The sequence below is a fragment of the Patescibacteria group bacterium genome, assembly GCA_041667185.1.
In the GTDB taxonomy this organism is placed as follows: Bacteria; Patescibacteriota; Patescibacteriia; order SG8-24; family SG8-24; genus JBAYFM01.
Genome location: JBAYFM010000005.1, coordinates 26319 through 42904, shown reverse-complemented (window position 1 = coordinate 42904; position 16586 = coordinate 26319). Strand labels below are relative to the sequence as shown.

Annotated in this window: 15 protein-coding genes and 4 tRNA genes; 14 read left to right on the top strand and 5 right to left on the bottom strand. The window is 59.3% G+C overall.

Going from position 1 to position 16586, the window contains the following annotated elements:
• Positions 1-129: 129 nt before the first annotated feature.
• From WCT10_02605 to rpmG, 11 genes are all read left to right on the top strand, one after another.
• The gene (locus WCT10_02605) at positions 130-1128 is read left to right on the top strand and encodes a hypothetical protein (GenBank protein ID MFA6603709.1); all 999 of its coding nucleotides are present in this window, start codon (positions 130-132) and stop codon (positions 1126-1128) included.
• 102 nt (positions 1129-1230) lie between these two features.
• The gene (locus WCT10_02600; GenBank protein MFA6603708.1) at positions 1231-2298 is read left to right on the top strand and encodes a YCF48-related protein; all 1068 of its coding nucleotides are present in this window, start codon (positions 1231-1233) and stop codon (positions 2296-2298) included.
• A gap of 14 nt (positions 2299-2312) precedes the next feature.
• Complete coding sequence (gene frr, locus WCT10_02595; protein MFA6603707.1) at positions 2313-2867, top strand: ribosome recycling factor; 555 nt, start codon at positions 2313-2315, stop codon at positions 2865-2867.
• A gap of 633 nt (positions 2868-3500) precedes the next feature.
• Positions 3501-4880, top strand: a complete 1380-nt coding sequence (locus tag WCT10_02590; GenBank protein MFA6603706.1) for a glycine--tRNA ligase — start codon at positions 3501-3503, stop codon at positions 4878-4880.
• An 8-nt stretch (positions 4881-4888) separates the two neighbouring features.
• Positions 4889-6175: a pitrilysin family protein gene (locus WCT10_02585; GenBank protein ID MFA6603705.1), complete on the top strand. Its 1287-nt coding sequence runs from the start codon at positions 4889-4891 to the stop codon at positions 6173-6175.
• The gene (gene tpiA, locus WCT10_02580) at positions 6172-6948 is read left to right on the top strand and encodes a triose-phosphate isomerase (GenBank protein ID MFA6603704.1); all 777 of its coding nucleotides are present in this window, start codon (positions 6172-6174) and stop codon (positions 6946-6948) included. Before WCT10_02585 ends, tpiA begins: the two co-directional genes overlap by 4 nt.
• Positions 6949-6956: 8 nt before the next feature.
• Entirely contained in the window at positions 6957-7862 is a 906-nt protein-coding gene (locus WCT10_02575) for a tetratricopeptide repeat protein (protein MFA6603703.1), read from the top strand.
• Positions 7863-8120: 258 nt separating this feature from the next.
• Positions 8121-8196: transfer RNA gene (locus tag WCT10_02570), tRNA-Thr, on the top strand.
• Between the two features lie 160 nt (positions 8197-8356).
• Positions 8357-8441 (top strand) — tRNA-Tyr (locus WCT10_02565).
• A 138-nt stretch (positions 8442-8579) separates the two neighbouring features.
• Positions 8580-8655, top strand: a tRNA-Thr gene (locus WCT10_02560).
• A 62-nt stretch (positions 8656-8717) separates the two neighbouring features.
• Entirely contained in the window at positions 8718-8873 is a 156-nt protein-coding gene (rpmG, locus tag WCT10_02555; protein MFA6603702.1) for a 50S ribosomal protein L33, read from the top strand.
• Between the two features lie 92 nt (positions 8874-8965).
• On the opposite strand, the gene WCT10_02550 is transcribed toward rpmG, so the two are convergent.
• From WCT10_02550 to WCT10_02540, 3 genes are all read right to left on the bottom strand, one after another.
• A tRNA-Trp gene (locus tag WCT10_02550) sits at positions 8966-9039 on the bottom strand.
• Positions 9040-9255: 216 nt separating this feature from the next.
• On the bottom strand, positions 9256-9864 hold the full coding sequence (locus WCT10_02545; protein MFA6603701.1) for a uridine kinase: 609 nt from the start codon (positions 9862-9864) through the stop codon (positions 9256-9258).
• A 117-nt stretch (positions 9865-9981) separates the two neighbouring features.
• On the bottom strand, positions 9982-10497 hold the full coding sequence (locus tag WCT10_02540; protein ID MFA6603700.1) for a hypothetical protein: 516 nt from the start codon (positions 10495-10497) through the stop codon (positions 9982-9984).
• Between the two features lie 232 nt (positions 10498-10729).
• Here WCT10_02540 and WCT10_02535 point away from each other — a divergent pair, with 232 nt between their 5' ends.
• Both WCT10_02535 and WCT10_02530 read left to right on the top strand, forming a co-directional pair.
• Positions 10730-12580, top strand: coding sequence for a hypothetical protein (locus WCT10_02535; GenBank protein ID MFA6603699.1), 1851 nt, complete (start codon positions 10730-10732; stop codon positions 12578-12580).
• Positions 12581-12627: 47 nt separating this feature from the next.
• Complete coding sequence (locus WCT10_02530; protein MFA6603698.1) at positions 12628-13023, top strand: TspO/MBR family protein; 396 nt, start codon at positions 12628-12630, stop codon at positions 13021-13023.
• Positions 13024-13084: 61 nt separating this feature from the next.
• Here WCT10_02530 and WCT10_02525 read toward each other — a convergent pair whose 3' ends face one another.
• Both WCT10_02525 and WCT10_02520 read right to left on the bottom strand, forming a co-directional pair.
• The gene (locus tag WCT10_02525; GenBank protein ID MFA6603697.1) at positions 13085-14026 is read right to left on the bottom strand and encodes a PDZ domain-containing protein; all 942 of its coding nucleotides are present in this window, start codon (positions 14024-14026) and stop codon (positions 13085-13087) included.
• Positions 14027-14179: 153 nt separating this feature from the next.
• Positions 14180-15847: an ATP-binding protein gene (locus WCT10_02520; GenBank protein MFA6603696.1), complete on the bottom strand. Its 1668-nt coding sequence runs from the start codon at positions 15845-15847 to the stop codon at positions 14180-14182.
• Between the two features lie 195 nt (positions 15848-16042).
• On the opposite strand from WCT10_02520, the gene arfB reads away from it, so the two are divergent.
• The gene (gene arfB, locus WCT10_02515; GenBank protein ID MFA6603695.1) at positions 16043-16522 is read left to right on the top strand and encodes an alternative ribosome rescue aminoacyl-tRNA hydrolase ArfB; all 480 of its coding nucleotides are present in this window, start codon (positions 16043-16045) and stop codon (positions 16520-16522) included.
• Positions 16523-16586 lie beyond the last annotated feature (64 nt).

Below are 16586 nucleotides of genomic sequence, written 5' to 3'. Positions count from 1 at the left end.
GTTGCGAAGTCGGGGAGACCCGACAAAAACTCCAGCACTCCAGCACTCCCTGACTCCGTCTCTTCCTGACTCCGTCTCTCCTAATAGCCATTAGCCAAAGGCCAGTGCTATACTGCGGAGAGCCAAGATATGAAATCTGCCGTTTCCGGACCGCAATCTTCAACCGTCATCGGCCACGAGCAGAACCTGGAGCTTCTCAGCCGGGCTTTTTCGCGCGGTCGGCTGGCGCACGCCTATCTTTTCGCCGGTCCGGCGCAGATCGGCAAGATGGCCGCGGCCCGGCGCGCGGCCGAATTGGTCCTGGGCGCGGAAACACCGCTCGACCGCCATCCGGATTTCCGCGTCGTCGAGCGCGGGCGCGATCCCAAGACCGACAAGCTGCGCGCGGATATCGTTCTCGATCAGGTCCATGCGCTGCGCGGCTGGCTGGCGCTCGGCGCCATGGCCGGCGTCTGGAAGGTCGTGATTCTCGACGGAGCCGAGCTGTTGAATAAAGAAGCCGGGAACGCGCTGCTCAAGAGCCTCGAAGAACCGAAAGACAAGACCCTGATCATCCTGCTCGCCGAGTCCGCCGCCGCGGTCTCGCCGACGGTCAGGTCGCGCTGCCAGGTGCTGACTTTCGGCCGCGTGGCCGCCGCGGCGATCGCCGAACATCTGCGCAGCCTCGGCTGCGAGATCGGCCGATCTGAATTATTGGCGCGTCTCGCCGCCGGCTGCCCGGGCAAGGCTATCGAACTCTGGCGCGAACCGGCGGCGCTCGAAGCGCTGCTCGAACGCCGCAACCAGCTGCTGCAGCTCGCTGCCGCCGGTCCGACCGAGCGCTGGCGCCTGCTCGAGAGTTTGGTGCCGGAAAAACTTCCGTTCAACGAGGCGGCGGTCGAGGGGCACAGGATCCTTGATCTGCTCATCGAACTGCTGCGCGATGTCCTGCTCGTGGCCGCTGGCGCGGGCGAGAAGATCGTGCACGTTGATGCGCTGCCGGCGCTCACGGCCTGGTCGGATGCGCTCCAGACCGCCGGCGCGGTCCGCGTCCTCGAGGCAGCCATCGCCGCGCGCAAACTCATCGATGAGAATATCGGACTACGCGGCGTCTGGGGCTCGCTGGCTTTGGCCTTTGATTTAGCCTGAGGCCGTGCTAAAATTGTCCTTACTTTAGAGTCCCGCCAGGCATCCGGCCTGAACGGACGCTGACGCGCTCAAAAATCCGAAGAAACCCCTAACCAGAGCAACATGCGCAAGTCCTTAACCCTGTTCGGAATGGCCGCGGCCGTCTTGATCTTCGCCGGCGCCGGCTGCATCTCCATCGGTTCCACCACGTCCAGCCTGGGCGACGGCGGCATCTATAAATCGACCAACAAGGGCGACGCTTGGGCGCAGAAGAACGCCATGCCGACGATCACCGGCGAGCGGCGCAATTTCAACGGCGCCTCCGTGGCGACCATCGTTCAGGATCCGCAGGATCCGAATGCGCTCTATATCGGCACCACCGAACAGGGTCTGTATTTCACCTACGACGGCGGCGAATCCTGGTATCAGCCTGGCGCCGTCAGCCGCGGCCGGGTCTCCTCGATCGCCGTGCACCCCAAGGACAAATGCATCATCTACGCCACTTCCGAGAATAAACTGCTCCGGACCGACGATTGCTCCCGGACCTTTACCGTGCCGTTCACGGATACGCGGACGGACAAGCGGATCAAGGCTGTGGCCATCGACCATTACGATCCGAACGTCGTCTGGATCGCGACGAGCGCCGGTGATCTGCTGAAGAGCGTTGACGGCGGGAATTACTGGGACAACATCAAGATCTTCAACAACGACGACATCATGCGGATCTATGTGAGCGGCGCCGATTCGCGCCGCGTCTACGTGGCGACGAAATCGAACGGCATCTGGCGCACCACGGACGGTGGCGCCAAGTGGGATGATCTGAGCCAGAAATACAAGGATTTCTCCGGCGCCCGCGAGTTCAGCGACCTGGCGTTCGGCGTCTCCGACCCCAAGATCATGATCCTGGCTTCGAAGTATGGCTTGATCCGTTCGGCTGATGGTGGCGACACCTGGCAGAAGATCGATCTCCTGACCGCCCCGGGTTCGGTCAGCATCTATTCGCTGGCCATCGATCCCAAGGATCCCAACGTTATTTATTACGGCACCGCGACCAATTTCTACAAGACCGCGAACGGCGGAGCCAACTGGAATACCAAGCGCTTGCCTACGAGCCGGGCGGCCACGGTGCTCCACATCGACGAGCGTAATTCCGCGGTGCTGTACCTGGGCGTGACCAAGTTCAAGCAATAAATCCATTCCTGAATATGTCCGACATCCTTACTTCGCTCGTCGACGATTTCGAAGAGGTCATCGAGTTCCTGCATCTTGAACTCAAGACGCTCCGCACCGGCCGCGCTACGCCCGCGCTCGTCGAGAACATTCAGGTCGAAGCCTACGGCGCGCGGACGCCGATCGTGGGGCTGGCTTCGATCTCGACGCCCGACGCCCGTACCATCGTCATCGATCCCTGGGACAAGAACCTGCTCAAAGATATCGAACGCGGCATCCAGGAGGCCAAGACCGGACTGAATCCGGTCATCCAGGGCAAGATCATCCGCATCTCCATGCCCGCGCTGACCGAGGAGAGTCGCCGGGAGCTCGCCAAGATCATGAGCGATAAACTGGAGCAGGCTCGGATCGGCATCCGCGGCGTGCGCGAGAACGCCAAGGCGGAAATCATCCGCAAGGAGAAAGACAAGGAGATTCCGGAGGACGACAAATACCGGATGCTCGAACAGCTGGAGAAGATGGTGGCGGGCTTCAACGACAAGATCAAGTCTGCCGGGGAGGAGAAGGAGAAAGATATCATGACCATCTAGGCAGCGTTGCGGATAGTCAAAGAAACCAAGCGGTCGGTCTGGGGCCGGCCGTTTTGTTATAGATTGTTAACTTGCCGACTAGGGCCTATCAAGGGCTACTTTAAGGCTAAATAAGGCGCGGTTGAGTCTGCCCGCAGCAATAATTGTCATCAACCCTTGACAATCTTGAAAGGATGTGCTACATTACTATGTTCATTGAAATTGATCCCGGAAAACGAAATGGAGGGGGTACCTAGACCGCCGGGCTTCGGCTCTAAGGTCTAGGTGGCGCAGAAGTCGGTAGCAGCCGGTTTCGACTGGCAGTAACCAATGGAAGCGCCGTCGCTTGGGAGTCCGCTTGCGGAATAACCCAAGTTCCATCTCCAGCTCGTTTTCCGGGATTTTTTTGTTGCCAAGACCCCGCCACACTCGTGACGGAGTCTTTTTTTTGGGGACTGTCCCCAAAAATATTTCGGCTAAACCCAGCGAAGGCCCGGAGAGCCTGGGACACTCTTCAGCTTATCCGTGGTGCTAGCGGCAGCGGCGGCTGGGAAGACGGCGCTATCGATCCGGCCAAGCCGATCTCATTGTAACTCAGCGGCCGTTATGCTATTTTTATCCAGCACGACCCTGTTAAAAGCAGTTTTTATTATTATGAAAGAGAAGCAAATGGAGAAGATCGTTGCCCTGGCCAAGCGCCGCGGCTTCATTTTTCCCGGCTCCGAGATCTATGGCGGCCTGGGTTCGGCTTACGACTACGGTCCGTTAGGCGTCCTGCTCAAGAATAACGTCCGGCAAGCCTGGTGGCGCGCCGTGGTCCAGGAGCGCGACGACGTCGTCGGGCTGGATTCGGCTATCCTCATGGCGCCGAAAGTCTGGGAGGCTTCCGGCCACCTGCAGAGCTTCACTGACCCGCTCGTGGATTGCAAAGGCTGCAAGAAGCGCTTCCGCGCCGATCATCTGCTCGAGGCTCGTTCGCGCGAAATGAAAGGCCTCCGCGAGAAACCGCTGACGATCAAGGACATCAGGTGCCCAGAGTGCGACAGCGAGCTCACGGACATCCGCCAGTTCAACATGATGTTCAAGACGTTCATGGGCCCGCTCGAGGACGCGGCCGCGGTCGTCTACCTGCGCCCCGAGACCGCGCAGGGCATCTTCGTCAATTTCCTGAACGCCCAGCAGACCTCCCGAAAACGCATCCCGTTCGGCATCGCCCAGACCGGCAAGGCGTTCCGGAACGAGATCACGCCCGGCAATTTCACTTTCCGCACCCGCGAGTTCGAACAGATGGAGTTGGAATTTTTCGTGAAGCCCGGCACTGACGAAGAATGGTTCGAGACCTGGAAGGCTTTCATGATGGATTGGTTCGTGAGACTCGGCGGCAAGAGCGAGAAGTTCCGCTATTACGAACATCCCAAGGAAGACCTGTCGCATTATTCCAAGCGCACGGTGGATCTCGAATACGAGTTCCCGTGGGGCTGGGCGGAACTCTGGGGCTGCGCCAATCGGACGGATTTCGATCTCAAGCAGCATTCGCAGGCGAGCGGCCAGGATCTGAGCTATCGCGACGATGTCACGAACGAGCGCTATCTGCCATACGTCATCGAACCGTCGCTCGGACTCGACCGCGCCGTGCTCGCGCTGCTCATCGACGCTTACGACGAGGTTGAAGGCGGCCGCACGACGACCACCGAAGCTGACAAGGAGGTCGAGGTCGTGCTGCGGTTGCATCCGACGCTCGCGCCGGTCAAGGCCGCGATCCTGCCGCTGTCGAAGAAAGAACCGCTCGCCGAGATCAGCAAGAAGCTTCGCGCGCAGCTCGCCAAACGCTGGTCCGTCCAGTACGACGAGTCCGGTTCCATCGGCCGCCGCTACCGCCGCCAGGACGAGATCGGCACGCCGTTCTGTCTCACGGTGGATTTCGAGACCCCGAACGACCAGAAAGTGACCGTCCGCGATCGCGACACCATGGCTCAGGAGCGCGTCGCTATCGCCGAGGTCGAGGCTTATCTCGCTTCCAAGCTCGGTTGCTGACGCCGTTTATGAGCGCTTACAAGAAGATCGAGCTTCCGAACGGCACCCGCGTCATCCTGGTGCCCCACAAGGACGTGTCTTCGGTCACGGTCCTCACTCTTTATGAGGTCGGTTCGCGTTATGAGACCGAGGCCTTGTCCGGCGCCTCGCACTACATCGAGCACATGATGTTCAAGGGTACGGAACGCCGCCCCAACACCATGTCCATTTCGCGCGATCTCGATGCGGTCGGCGCGGAATACAACGCTTTCACCAGCAAGGATTACACCGGCTATTACATCAAGCTTCAGGCCGACAAACTCGAGCTGGCGGCCGACATGCTCGAGGACATGGTTTATCATTCGCTGTATCGTCCTCAGGACCTGGATTCCGAACGCAAGGTCATCATCGAGGAGATCCGCATGTACGAGGATAATCCGCTGATGCTCGTCGAGGAACTGATGGAGCAGGAGGTTTTCTGCGGCACGCCGCTCGGCCGCCGCATCACCGGAACCGTCGAGACCATGATGGGCATCGGTCGCGAGGAGCTCGTGAAATATCGCGACGCCTACTACGCGCCGGAACGCACGGTCGTGGCGATCGCCGGCAAGTTCGACGAGGAGGAGGCGCTGGCGCTCATCAGACAGAAATGGGGGAGCCGCAAGCCGGGCAAGGCCGCGAAGCCGTATCTGCCTTTCGCTGCCGGCCGGACCTGCTACAACAAACCGCGCGTTCGACTGCTCACCAAGGAGACCGAACAGGTCCAGCTGGCGCTGGGTTTCCCGGCCTATCCGTACGGCCACCCGCGCCTCGCGGCTCTGAACGTGATGAGTAATATCCTCGGCGGCACCATGAGCTCGCGCCTGTTCCTGACCGTCCGCGAAAAAGAGGGGCTGGCTTATTTCATCCGCTCCGCGTCCAATCCGTATCAGGATGTCGGCACGCTCGCCATCCAGGCCGGTCTCGCCAAGGATCGCCTCGAGCAGGCGCTCAATATCATCGTCAAGGAACTCCACAAGATTGCCAGCTCCGACGTCACGGCTGAAGAGCTGTCCCGCGCCAAGGAGAACATCAAGGGCCGCACGGTGCTGGGGCTTGAGGATTCGAGCCAGCTCGCCGACTGGTACGCCAAGCAGGAGCTCCTGGTCCGGCGCACCGATACGCCCGAGGACAAGCTCAAGAAGATCGCCGCGGTCACGAAAGACGAAGTCCGGCGCGTCGCCGCCGACATCTTCCGCGCCAAGCGCATGACCACCGCCATCATCGGTCCTTACGAGGACGGAACGGCTTTCACGAAACACGCCGAGCTCTTATGAAGCGCTACCTGATCGCCAACTGGAAAATGCAGCTGAACGCCGCCGCGAGCGTCGAATTGGCGCGCGAGGTCGTGAAGCTGTGGGGCGCCCAGGGCGCGGGCCAGCCCGACACGGTCGTGGTGGTCTGTCCGTCGCACGTGTCTTTGGATGCGGTCCACAAGATCGTGAACGGCACTTCGGTCGCCATGGGCGCGCAGGACGTCTTCTGGGAGGATAAGGGTGCGTTCACCGGCGAGATCGCCGCCGCGACGCTCAAGGAGCTGGGCTGCGAGTTCTGCATCGTCGGCCATTCGGAGCGCCGCGGTTTCCTCGGCGAAACCGACGCGATGGTCCAGAAGAAGGTCGCGGCTCTCTTGCGGCACAGCATCACTCCGGTCATTTGCGTCGGCGAGACGCTCGAAGAACGCCGCGCCGGCAAGCGCGACTCCGTGGTCATCGGCCAGGTCAGGGCCGCACTGCAGGACAATCGTCCGGTGGGCACGCAGCGGATCATCATCGCCTATGAGCCGCGCTGGGTCATCGGCACTGGCCAGGCCGTGGCGCCGGACGACGCCGCGTCGATGCACCGGCTCATCAAGGAAACTCTTTACGACCTCCTGCCGAACGACATCGTCGAGCAGTATTTTTCCATCATCTACGGCGGTTCGGCCGACACCCAGAATCTGGCCGCTTTCCTGGCCGTCGATCTCATCCAGGGTGCGCTCGTCGGCGGCGCCTCGCTTCGGGCCGCGGAGTTCGTGAAGATGGCGGAGCTCGCCGCTGACGCCGGTTGATCAATCTTATGACTTTCTATCTCGTGGCTTTCAGCATCGTCATCGGCAGCTTGCTTGGCGTTGCCGTGATCCTGGCCCGCAAGTTCCCGCAGCTGACGCTCATCGACACAGCGACGCTGCCCAAGGAGCGCGAGAATAAAAAGAAGAAAGAGATCATCCATGAACGGGTCGGCCGCATGTCGATCGACTCCTGGCGCCGGTTCTGCGATCGTGTGGGACCGTTCTTCGGCCGGATCCGCGCCGGTTTCCGGGCGCAATATCGCCGGCTGCTGCAGCTCGAGAAGAAATTCCAGGAACCGGCTACAGTGCCGCCGACTCCGACCGTGGCCGAAGTCCGCGAGTCCGCCGCCCAACTGATCGCCGAGGCGTCCGAACTCCTGGTGCTCGGCAAGACGCCGGAGGCTGAGAAGAAATATCTGGAGGCTATCAAGCTCGACCAGCGCAACGCCGAAGCCTACCGCGGGCTCGGACAGATCTATCTGGAGGCCAAGAATTATTCCCAGGCCAAGGAGACGTTCGAATTTCTGGTGCGGCTCAGCGTGAAGGATCAATCCGCCCACGGACACGCCGCCGATCATCATCGCCGGACCGTTCCGTGTTCGGCGCCGCCGGCCGTCCAGGCCGAGATCGCCAAAAGTTATTTCGACCTGAGCAACGCCTGCCGGGCGATGGGGGATGTGGCCGGGGCCAGGGAGGCGCTTGAGGGCGCGGTGGCCCATGAGCCGGCGAACCCCAAACATCTTGATTTGTTAATAGAGGCGTGTATACTGGTAGGCGATAAAGGCAGGGCGATGGAGGTGTTCGGTCAGCTTAAGGCGGCGAACCCCGACAACCAGAAGCTCCAGTCTTTATACGACAGGATAGCGGCGATGCCGGTTGGCACCGTCTTAAAAATTCCCAAAAAAGGAAAATAGGTATAATATTTCTCGGTCGTCAAAAAGTTGTACACAACCCCAGGAAGTTCATCAAAAAATAATACGCGATACGCCGACGTAGCTCAGCTGGTATGCCGCCCTGGGCTGCGCCCAGGGACCAGGCGGCATACGGCGAGAAGTGGCGCCCACCGGCGCTTTAGTCTATAATGTCAGTCCGCTGCCGCGGACCGACCTGCGCCGTAGAGCATCTCTAATAAGGTGTGCTCAGGAAGTTCATCAAAAAATCATACGCGATACGCCGACGTAGCTCAGCTGGTAGAGCATCTCCATGGTAAGGAGAAGGTCACCGGTTCAATCCCGGTCGTCGGCTCCACCCTTCGCTTCCTGATCCATAAGAATGAGAGAGCGAAGGGTGGTCCCCCGAAGTTTCAGCGAAGGGGGACATGCTGCTCGGAGCGGAAGCTTCGGGTGGTAAACCAATACCCGCCGCGAGGCGGGAGCTCCTGTCCAAGGATTTGGGCGGCGGGCTGCAAGGGCAGGTACCGAAGCGGTCAAACGGGGCAGACTGTAAATCTGCTGGCTATGCCTTCCTAGGTTCGAATCCTAGCCTGCCCACCACCCTCCGCTTCCTGACACCGAGAAGTGAGAAGGCGAAGGGTGTCACCTGATTTGTTCTCCATGGCTTTAGCGGAGGAGGAAGCTTCAGCGAAGGGGGACTACTGCTGTCTGGAGCGGAAGCTTCGGGTGGCAAGCTGCGCCACCTTAGCTCAGCCGGTAGAGCAACAGTTTTGTAAACTGTAGGTCCCCGGTTCGATCCCGGGAGGTGGCTCCACTCAATACTGGACACATTTGGAAAAGGGGGGTAAGCTCCCGGAACACTATCCATTAGATCATATGTCTCAGGAATCACTCATCAAACTGGAATGCACCGCCTGCAAGCGCGTCAATTACCAGTCCAAGAAGAACAAGAAGAAGCTCAAGGAGCGCCTGGAGCTCGCCAAGTTCTGCAAATGGTGCAAGAAGCACGCGCCTCACAAGGAGACCAAGTAATTGGAAGCCGTCGGCCCAAAACCGGCGGCTTTTGGCAAGCGAGTTTCAGGAATACTAAAAGCAGCATTCTGGATCGGAATGCTGCTTTTAGATGGCGGGGGAGGTAGGAATCGAACCCACGATAGCGGTTTTGGAGACCGCAGTTATACCATTTAACTACTCCCCCGGATCGGTTTTTATCTGGCGGCGAGCGGTTGGATACTTGCCGAGCGCGCGCATAATTATTACCAGACGTTCGGGTCGGCTGTAAAGAGCTCGCGGCTGCGCTGGAATAATATACTCCCGTTTTTCGCCGAAAACAAGCGGGCGCGATCCCGCCGCGATGATTTTCTGTAAAAATAAAAAGCCCGGGTAGCGGGCTTTGGGAAAGCTTTGTTCGCGGTCAGTGTTCCCGGTGGCGGAGCTGCAGCGCGTCCAGCACCTGCTGGAGGACGAGATCGGGCGGCAGCGCGGCGACGTTGAGGACCAGATCGGCATAAGTTTTCGTCGGCATCACGTAGCGCGCCTCCATGGGCTGGAAGACCTCTTCGAGATAGCGTCGGTTTTGGACCGGCAGCCGCCGTTTGAGCCTCAGGTCGACAGGAGCGTCGAGGAAGACCGAGAAATCAAATAGCGATCGCGCGGCCGGCGGCCAGAGCGCCAGGAAACCGTCAACGACGATGATGGGTGCCGCCGGAATGCGCTTGGTTCCGCCTTCCGCCACCTGTTCGATCCGGGCCATTCGCGGATCCTGGATGTTCACTTCGACAGGCTGGCCCTGGCGCAGTATCCGCAGATCCAGCACGAAACGACGGATATCCAGGGCTGATGGATGGTCGTAATTGAGCGAGCCGTCCGCGGCGAGCGGTATGCGGTTTTCGGGCCGGAAATAATAATCGAGTCGCAAGACGGAAACGCGGCCAGCCAACGCCGAGTGCGCGAGGTTGTCGGTGAGCGTGGATTTTCCGGATCCGGATCCTCCGGCGATCGCGATGATGAACGATTCTGCCATGATGATCTCCCATGTAAAGAACCTGCGGCTATGTTATCCGAGGCGGCGGTAAAGTCAAATCAACCAAAAATAAACTCCTCCCAGTCGGGAGGAGTTGTGAACCGAAGAGCTGATGAACTAGGGCGTCGTATCCGGCGCGGGTGTAAGCTCGGCCGGATATTCTCTTAAGAACCATCCCGCCCATTGCTGGCGGTCGATGCCTTTTTGGGTGGCATGGATCCAGTAGCCGGACGCATCTTCCGTGAAGAGCGGATATTGGCGCAGACTGATCGTACCCGACCAGAGTACTCTGGAAGGGTCGGTCTTATCGAAGATGACCAGTTTGTCGCCGTCCTTCAGGACGTGCAGGCCTTCGTAGGACCAGTCTTCCGCGCAGGTCAGCTGGAAGTCGTGCGCGCCGGGCGCGCAGTACGAATCGCCGAACAGAGTCCGGTGGCCGCTGGCTGGATCGTCCACGGGCGGGACGGCGGGGTGGCTGGTCTTGTCCCAGCAGGCGCCGCACTTGCGGCAGGAGAAGCGCGTGGTGTTCGGCGTGATGAAGCGCTCGTCCTGGAAAGACCAGTAGCCGCCTTCGGTGCCGGTTTCGGTCCAAAGATGGAGAACTCCGCGAAGCGTCGTTGGCGAACTGATCATGGGTAACCTCCTGGAAAGAACAACGCGGTCAGTTTGCGGCATCCGCCGTTCTCAGTCAATTCTGCCTCGAAGTTATCCCCAAAAGGTACCTGACACCTTTTGGGGATAAGTCAGTCGGTTGGAGCGGCTGCGCGTATACTTTGGGCTGGAATTGAACTATAATTAAAGCGAAATTCAGCCCCCGCCGGGCATTTTTCTCCGCTAAGCGGGCCGTACCTAAAACGAGGCCGATATGAGAATAAGAATTGATAAGAGATCGACACGGATCACGGCAGCGGTCGTCATCATCCTGGGCCTGCCGGCGCTGTTCTTTTTGTGGAATAAATTACATGATTCGTCGCTGGTCGCTGATCAGAAGTCGCAGACTATTGAGCAGCCCGCCGATGGCAGTATTGCCATCAAGTTCGACAAGTACGGGGTCTATCCGTTCGATGTTATTTCCATCAGAGGCGCGGGTCTTGATGCAGCGGCTGCGACTTCGGTGATCTACACTACGCACATTGGCGAGATTCTGACGATTCCGGCGCTACGCGTCACACCGACCGAGGTCATCGCCGCGGTTCCGCCGATCGCGTACGACAAAGCCAAAGGAGCGTTCGCTCCCGATCAGGTTTCTTTTCGGGTGGTTCAGGTCAAAAATGACGGTAATCAGTTGGAAGTCCGGACATCGAACGAGATCAGGAACATCTTTATCTATGCGCCGGCGATCCCGAGTTTTTTGAAAGGTACTGATGCCGGTAAGATCAGAAAAGGAGAGATTGCCCGGGCGTTTTTGGCCATGAGTGCGAGCATCCTCAAGAAAGCGGCTGACGGTCTGCCGGCCGATCTGTCGGAGCTCAAGCCGTCGTTCGTGAAGTCGGAGCGGTCGTTGCGAGAGCTGTTCGCGGCGGTGACGACGATCGTCGATGATTCCAAGGCCAGGGTCGCCGTGCCGATTGCCGGCGGAGCGAAGGTAATCCTCAGCGTCGATGATCTCGCTTGGCTCGACGCTTTCTATGCCGGCTTCCTCGGTCTGCTTGAGGAGCGGGGGATGCTGGCTCTCAACGAGACGTCATTCGAGATCATACCCGCCGCCAGGGCCGACGCTTTAGCCGATTGTTCGGCGATGGTGATCGGCGATACGGATAGCCAGATGCAGAGCGGTCTCATGCTTAATGACATCGTCTGTCAAAAGATCGTGAATACGAACGGCTGGCTCAATACGATCGGCGGCGCGCTGGACGAGACGGCTGGTTTTTATATGAACGTCGCCATGTTGCCGGTCTATCTTGCGGCGGGCGGCCTGGTGGCGACGGCTGGCTTGCCGGTCGCGGCCGGGGTCGCGATCGCGGTCGGCATGCCCATTCTGGTCGACGTGATGGTCCGTGGTGACCTGGACGCGGTCAAAGGCTGGAAAGTCCCGTGGGCGGTCGGCGTAGCCGTCGCGGACGATAAGACCGGGATCAAGATCATGGAGAATACGCTCGACGACGCCAAGGCAGGCTGGCTCAGTCCTTTGAATGACGTGCTGGGGCTGCTCTTGGCGATCGATAAAACCCGTCCGGACCAGCCGCTGCGCGCGGATATACAGGCTGTCATCGACGGTCCTCTCAAAAAGATGACGTATTTAGGCGGCGGCGTTCTGGACGGCATTTTCGGTTCGCTCCTGATCCCGGAGATGCCCAAGAAACTTCTCGTCGATCCGGAGCCTTTCGATGATCCGGAACCGGACTCTGATCCCGTACCGCCGGCGCCCGTGCCCGCGCCGAAACCTCGACCTCAGCCCGTGCCGATGCCCGATCTTGATATCGTGCCGACTCCCGCGCCGGTACCGTCGCCTTCTCCTTCTCCTGTGCCGCCAGCTCCGAACTGTGAAGAGGCTAAACAAGACGCCTATGATCAGTGTATAGCTGGCTGTGAAGCCATTGATAATAGTATGGGGCCCTATGACGCCTGTTTGGCCGGCTGCGATCCCATTAACGACCTGATCGAAAAGTCTAATTGTTCCAACGTCTGCATTTCCTCCTGGTTGAAAGCTGGATCCGATCGAAGCAAGTGTTTTACCGGCTGTATGAACGCCAGTTACGCCACTAAGTGTCCTTGACGCCGCGGCATCATGAGCGCGTCGGTTATAAAATAAGGACTTCACCTATGACTACTTACGACTGGTATCAACAACTCCTGAAACCCTCCTGGGCGCCGCCGGCTTACCTCTTCGGGCCGGTCTGGACGGTCTTGTATATCGCGATCGCCGTCTCGTTCGGCCGCGTTTTCCTGCTGGCCGCGCAGAAAAAGATCGCTTTCATCGTCGTTTTGCCGTTCATCCTCAACCTGATCTTTAATTTCGCGTTCACGCCCATCCAGTTCGGACTCAAGAATAATTTTCTGGCGGCCGCTGATATCCTGCTGGTCCTGGGCACGCTCGTCTGGGCGATGGTCGCGATCTTTCCGCAGGCGCGCTGGATCGCTTACGCCCAGATCCCGTATCTGCTTTGGGTTTCTTTTGCGACGGTGCTGCAGCTGACCGTGACGTGGCTCAATAAGTAGTCCCGGCGCAGCGGATCAGGCAATAAAAAAGGGGCGGCCAGAGAGGCTGCCCGTTTTTGGATCATTGCTGAGGCTCGCCAAGGAGTTTCGGAAGCACGTCGTTGGCGATCGCGCTCAGGTAGGCGATCGTGCCGGCCGTGGCGCGGACCACGCCCTGCTTGTCCAGCACCAGGACATTGGGAGCCGTGAGCTCGTGGAACAGCCTGGGGCCGTAATTGTACACCAGCGTCATGTGCGGATGCAGCGGGATATATTTTTGGCATTCTGCCAACCGACACGGTGAATTCTGGATGAGGGAGACGATCTCAAGACCCTGTGCGCCGTAGCGGTCATGCCAGCTCTTGAGAGCGGCGAGGAACTCGGTGTTCTCGGTGGATTGGTCGCACGGCGCCCAGGACAGCAGGATCGTGGCCTTGCCCGCGGCCAGAGCGAACTGCTTGCTCTGATGGTCCAATTTTGGGCAGGTCTGTCCGTCTCGCGGGACGCACTTCGAGGCTGGCACGATGCCGCCTTGTCCGTCCAGTACGAAGACCTCGACATCGTCTGATGGCAACGGAGCCAGAGGCCGGCCGACGTAGATGCGATCGAGCAGCGCCGTGGGCAGCGGTTTAGTTTCCGGGGCCAGCACGACGGTCATTTCCCGGTTATCGCGTAGCACGGTTATTTCGATCGCTTGGCCGGCTGGCGATTTCTGGATAGTCTCGGTGACCCGATCAGAGTCGGTTGCCGGTTCGGCGCCGACTTTCAGCAAGATGTCGTTTTGCTTCAGGACACCGTCGGCCGGGGTTGTCGGGACGACATCCACGATCATGACGGCGGTCGTATTTGCCGCGATCGTGATCCCTGCTTCCGCCAGTTCCTGGGCGGTCACTGTGCCGAGTTGGACTCCGATCCAGGAAGCTCGGGGTTTTTCGGCCGGGACGTTCTCGGTGGGACGCTTGTTGCAGGCGCTGAACGACAGGACGACCAAGATGGCGTAGAACGCGCGTTTCGCGGTGATCATTCGGTACTCCTTGGCTGTTTGGGAAAGAGCGCGGCTGAAAATTAGCTTGAATTGCGTGAAAAGTCAATAGTGCCAGGTTTCGGACACGATGAACAAAACCGGCCTGTGCGAGGCCGATTTTTAGCGTAGTTTTTGGTCGGCGGCGGGAGCTGGTCAGGTTTTGGGCGCGACGGCCGGATCATCGGCGGCCGGTGTCGGCGCGACGGCCGGCAGGGCGACGAAGAACGTCGTGTCGAATCCTTCCTCGGATTCGAACCAGACTCGGCCGCCGTGTTTTTCGACGATCGCTCTCACGATGTAGAGGCCTAGTCCGGTGCCCTCGATGTCTGCCTCCACGTTTGAGGCGCGGAAAAACCGCTGGAAGACCTTGGCTTGCTGCGTTTTCGGAATGCCGATGCCGCCATCTTTCACGTAGATGGTCGGGCCGCGCTGGTCCGTCGCGCTGACCCCGATCTCCACGCGCCCAGCTTCGGACGAATATTTCACCGCGTTGCCGATGATGTTCGCGAAGACCTCATGGATCTTGGCCTCGTCTACATCGCAGATCAGGTCGTCGGGCAGTTTCGACGCGTCGATGACCACCTGTCGTTTGGCTGCCACAACAGAGGCTTCGGCGGCGGCTTTTCTGATCACGGCCGCGATATCCGTCGGTTTTTTGACGATGTTGAATTTTCGGCCCGTCTCGATGCGCGAGACATTCAGAAGGTCGGAAACGAGGCGGTTCAGGCGTTCGGCGGTAGTGTCCATGTCCGCGAGCATCTGCTTTTGGTTCGCGGTCATAGTGTCGGCTCCGTCCAGGAGCGACTCGACGGTCCATTTGATCGCCGTAAGCGGCGTCTTGAGCTGGTGGCTGGCGAGCGAGACGAATTCGGATTTTATTTGATCGATCTCGTGTTCCTTGGTCATGTCCTCGTATACAGCCACGACCGCCGTCACTTTGCCCTTAGCGTCGATGATCGGGGCGGCAGATACGCGAATGACCGTCACTGAGCCGTCGGGGCGGGTGACGAACAGTCCTGTGCGAATGACCGGTTTGCCGGTCGTAAGCGCCGCGAGCGTCGGCATTTCATCCGTGGTGAGCGGTTGGCCGTTCTCTTTGCTTATGTGGTAGGCTTCCGCGAAATCTTTGGCTTTGATGGTCGGGAGGATCGGCCGGCCGAAAATTATCTTAACGCTGTCGTTGGCGGCTAAGGGCGTGCCGTCTGCGGCAACCATGATGACGCCGACCGGCAGATCGGCGAGGAGCGTGCGCAGACGTTCGCGCTGCGCTTCGATGGTGCGGCGCGATTTTTCCCAGCCGCTTTCCGCGATGTAACCGAGAATATTCAACATGAGCATGGTCACCCAGGATTGCTGCAGCTGATTGAAAGTGTAGTATGACTCCACCATGCCGGCTTGCACGGCTAACGCGAAAGCGATATGCGAGGCGAAGAAGATGATGTTGTGGATCAGGCCCACGCGGATGCCCTGAAGCAGGAAGATCAGGGATGGAAAAGTATTCGCCCAATAGATGGCGGTGCCATTGGTGCCGCCGCTCACCAGGATCACGATGCTCACGATCAGGGTGACAAGGGAAATTGCCGGTTTCGCGTAGGTCAGGTTGCGATGCTTCAGGAAGAGAAGGTAGTTCACCGCGAGTCCCGTGCCTAATACGATTTCGGCTGATCCGGATGCCCAGAGGCCGTTCAATAGTCTGAACACGCCATACGTTAAGATCAGGGTCATCAGAACCGCCGAATAGATCGTCAGCATGCGGCTCTGACGCTTGAATTCGTCCGTTTCGGCAGTGATCCCTTCGAAATAGATGCTTTTTTGCGCCATAAGGTCAGTGTTTTGGTCGTGCTGATTCCGGTGCGCTATTTTCTGGAACGCAATTGATCGTAGCTTATATTATAGCAAAAAAATTTGCTCAGCGGGAGAGGTTGGCGTCTTGTCATGGTGGCGGTATTTTTTGCCGTCCGGATCATTATCAGGTCGCAGTCGATGTGGTGGCTAAGAGTGGTATAATTAAAATATATGCCATTCCGAGGCGAGGGTTGGCCGCCGGTGTTCGAGGAGCAGGCGGTCGGCCGGGAAAATCAGGAGCAGGGGACGCCGGACGTGCCGGAGCGCGAGATCAACATTGATTTCGTGCGGTCTTCCGGTCCGGGCGGCCAGAACGTGAACAAGACCTCGACCAAGGCGCAGCTGCGATGGAACGTCGGCGCGTCGGCTGTTTTCAGCGAGGAGCAGAAAGCGCTGATCCGCGCGGCGGCGGGCCATCGTCTGAATAGCGAGGATGAGATCGTCCTGGCCGCGCAGAACGAACGCTCGCAATCCCAGAATCGCGACGAGGCCGTGCGGCGGCTGCGGGAACTCGTGGCCGAGGCGCTCGCTCCGAAGAAAGAGCGCATCGAAACTCGGGTCAGCCGAGGCCAGAAGCGGCAGCGGCTTGATGAGAAGCGCCTCCACAGCGAGCGCAAGCAGCAGCGCCGTCCGCCGCGCGGCGGCTATTAGCCATTGGCCGTTGGCCGTTGGCTGGCGTGCCGTCCTGCGGGGTGGTTTTTTGATCGGCTAGTAT

What these genes read in the sequence shown, in the direction of transcription:
- WCT10_02575 (MFA6603703.1), top strand. Translation starts at nt 6,957, where the DNA reads ATGACTTTCTATCTCGTGGCTTTCAGCATCGTCATCGGCAGCTTGCTT.
- WCT10_02605 (MFA6603709.1), top strand. Translation starts at nt 130, where the DNA reads ATGAAATCTGCCGTTTCCGGACCGCAATCTTCAACCGTCATCGGCCAC.
- frr (MFA6603707.1), top strand. Translation starts at nt 2,313, where the DNA reads ATGTCCGACATCCTTACTTCGCTCGTCGACGATTTCGAAGAGGTCATC.
- WCT10_02520 (MFA6603696.1), bottom strand. Translation starts at nt 15,847, where the DNA reads ATGGCGCAAAAAAGCATCTATTTCGAAGGGATCACTGCCGAAACGGAC.
- WCT10_02525 (MFA6603697.1), bottom strand. Translation starts at nt 14,026, where the DNA reads ATGATCACCGCGAAACGCGCGTTCTACGCCATCTTGGTCGTCCTGTCG.
- WCT10_02540 (MFA6603700.1), bottom strand. Translation starts at nt 10,497, where the DNA reads ATGATCAGTTCGCCAACGACGCTTCGCGGAGTTCTCCATCTTTGGACC.
- rpmG (MFA6603702.1), top strand. Translation starts at nt 8,718, where the DNA reads ATGTCTCAGGAATCACTCATCAAACTGGAATGCACCGCCTGCAAGCGC.
- WCT10_02600 (MFA6603708.1), top strand. Translation starts at nt 1,231, where the DNA reads ATGCGCAAGTCCTTAACCCTGTTCGGAATGGCCGCGGCCGTCTTGATC.
- WCT10_02535 (MFA6603699.1), top strand. Translation starts at nt 10,730, where the DNA reads ATGAGAATAAGAATTGATAAGAGATCGACACGGATCACGGCAGCGGTC.
- WCT10_02585 (MFA6603705.1), top strand. Translation starts at nt 4,889, where the DNA reads ATGAGCGCTTACAAGAAGATCGAGCTTCCGAACGGCACCCGCGTCATC.
- arfB (MFA6603695.1), top strand. Translation starts at nt 16,043, where the DNA reads ATGCCATTCCGAGGCGAGGGTTGGCCGCCGGTGTTCGAGGAGCAGGCG.
- tpiA (MFA6603704.1), top strand. Translation starts at nt 6,172, where the DNA reads ATGAAGCGCTACCTGATCGCCAACTGGAAAATGCAGCTGAACGCCGCC.
- WCT10_02530 (MFA6603698.1), top strand. Translation starts at nt 12,628, where the DNA reads ATGACTACTTACGACTGGTATCAACAACTCCTGAAACCCTCCTGGGCG.
- WCT10_02590 (MFA6603706.1), top strand. Translation starts at nt 3,501, where the DNA reads ATGAAAGAGAAGCAAATGGAGAAGATCGTTGCCCTGGCCAAGCGCCGC.
- WCT10_02545 (MFA6603701.1), bottom strand. Translation starts at nt 9,864, where the DNA reads ATGGCAGAATCGTTCATCATCGCGATCGCCGGAGGATCCGGATCCGGA.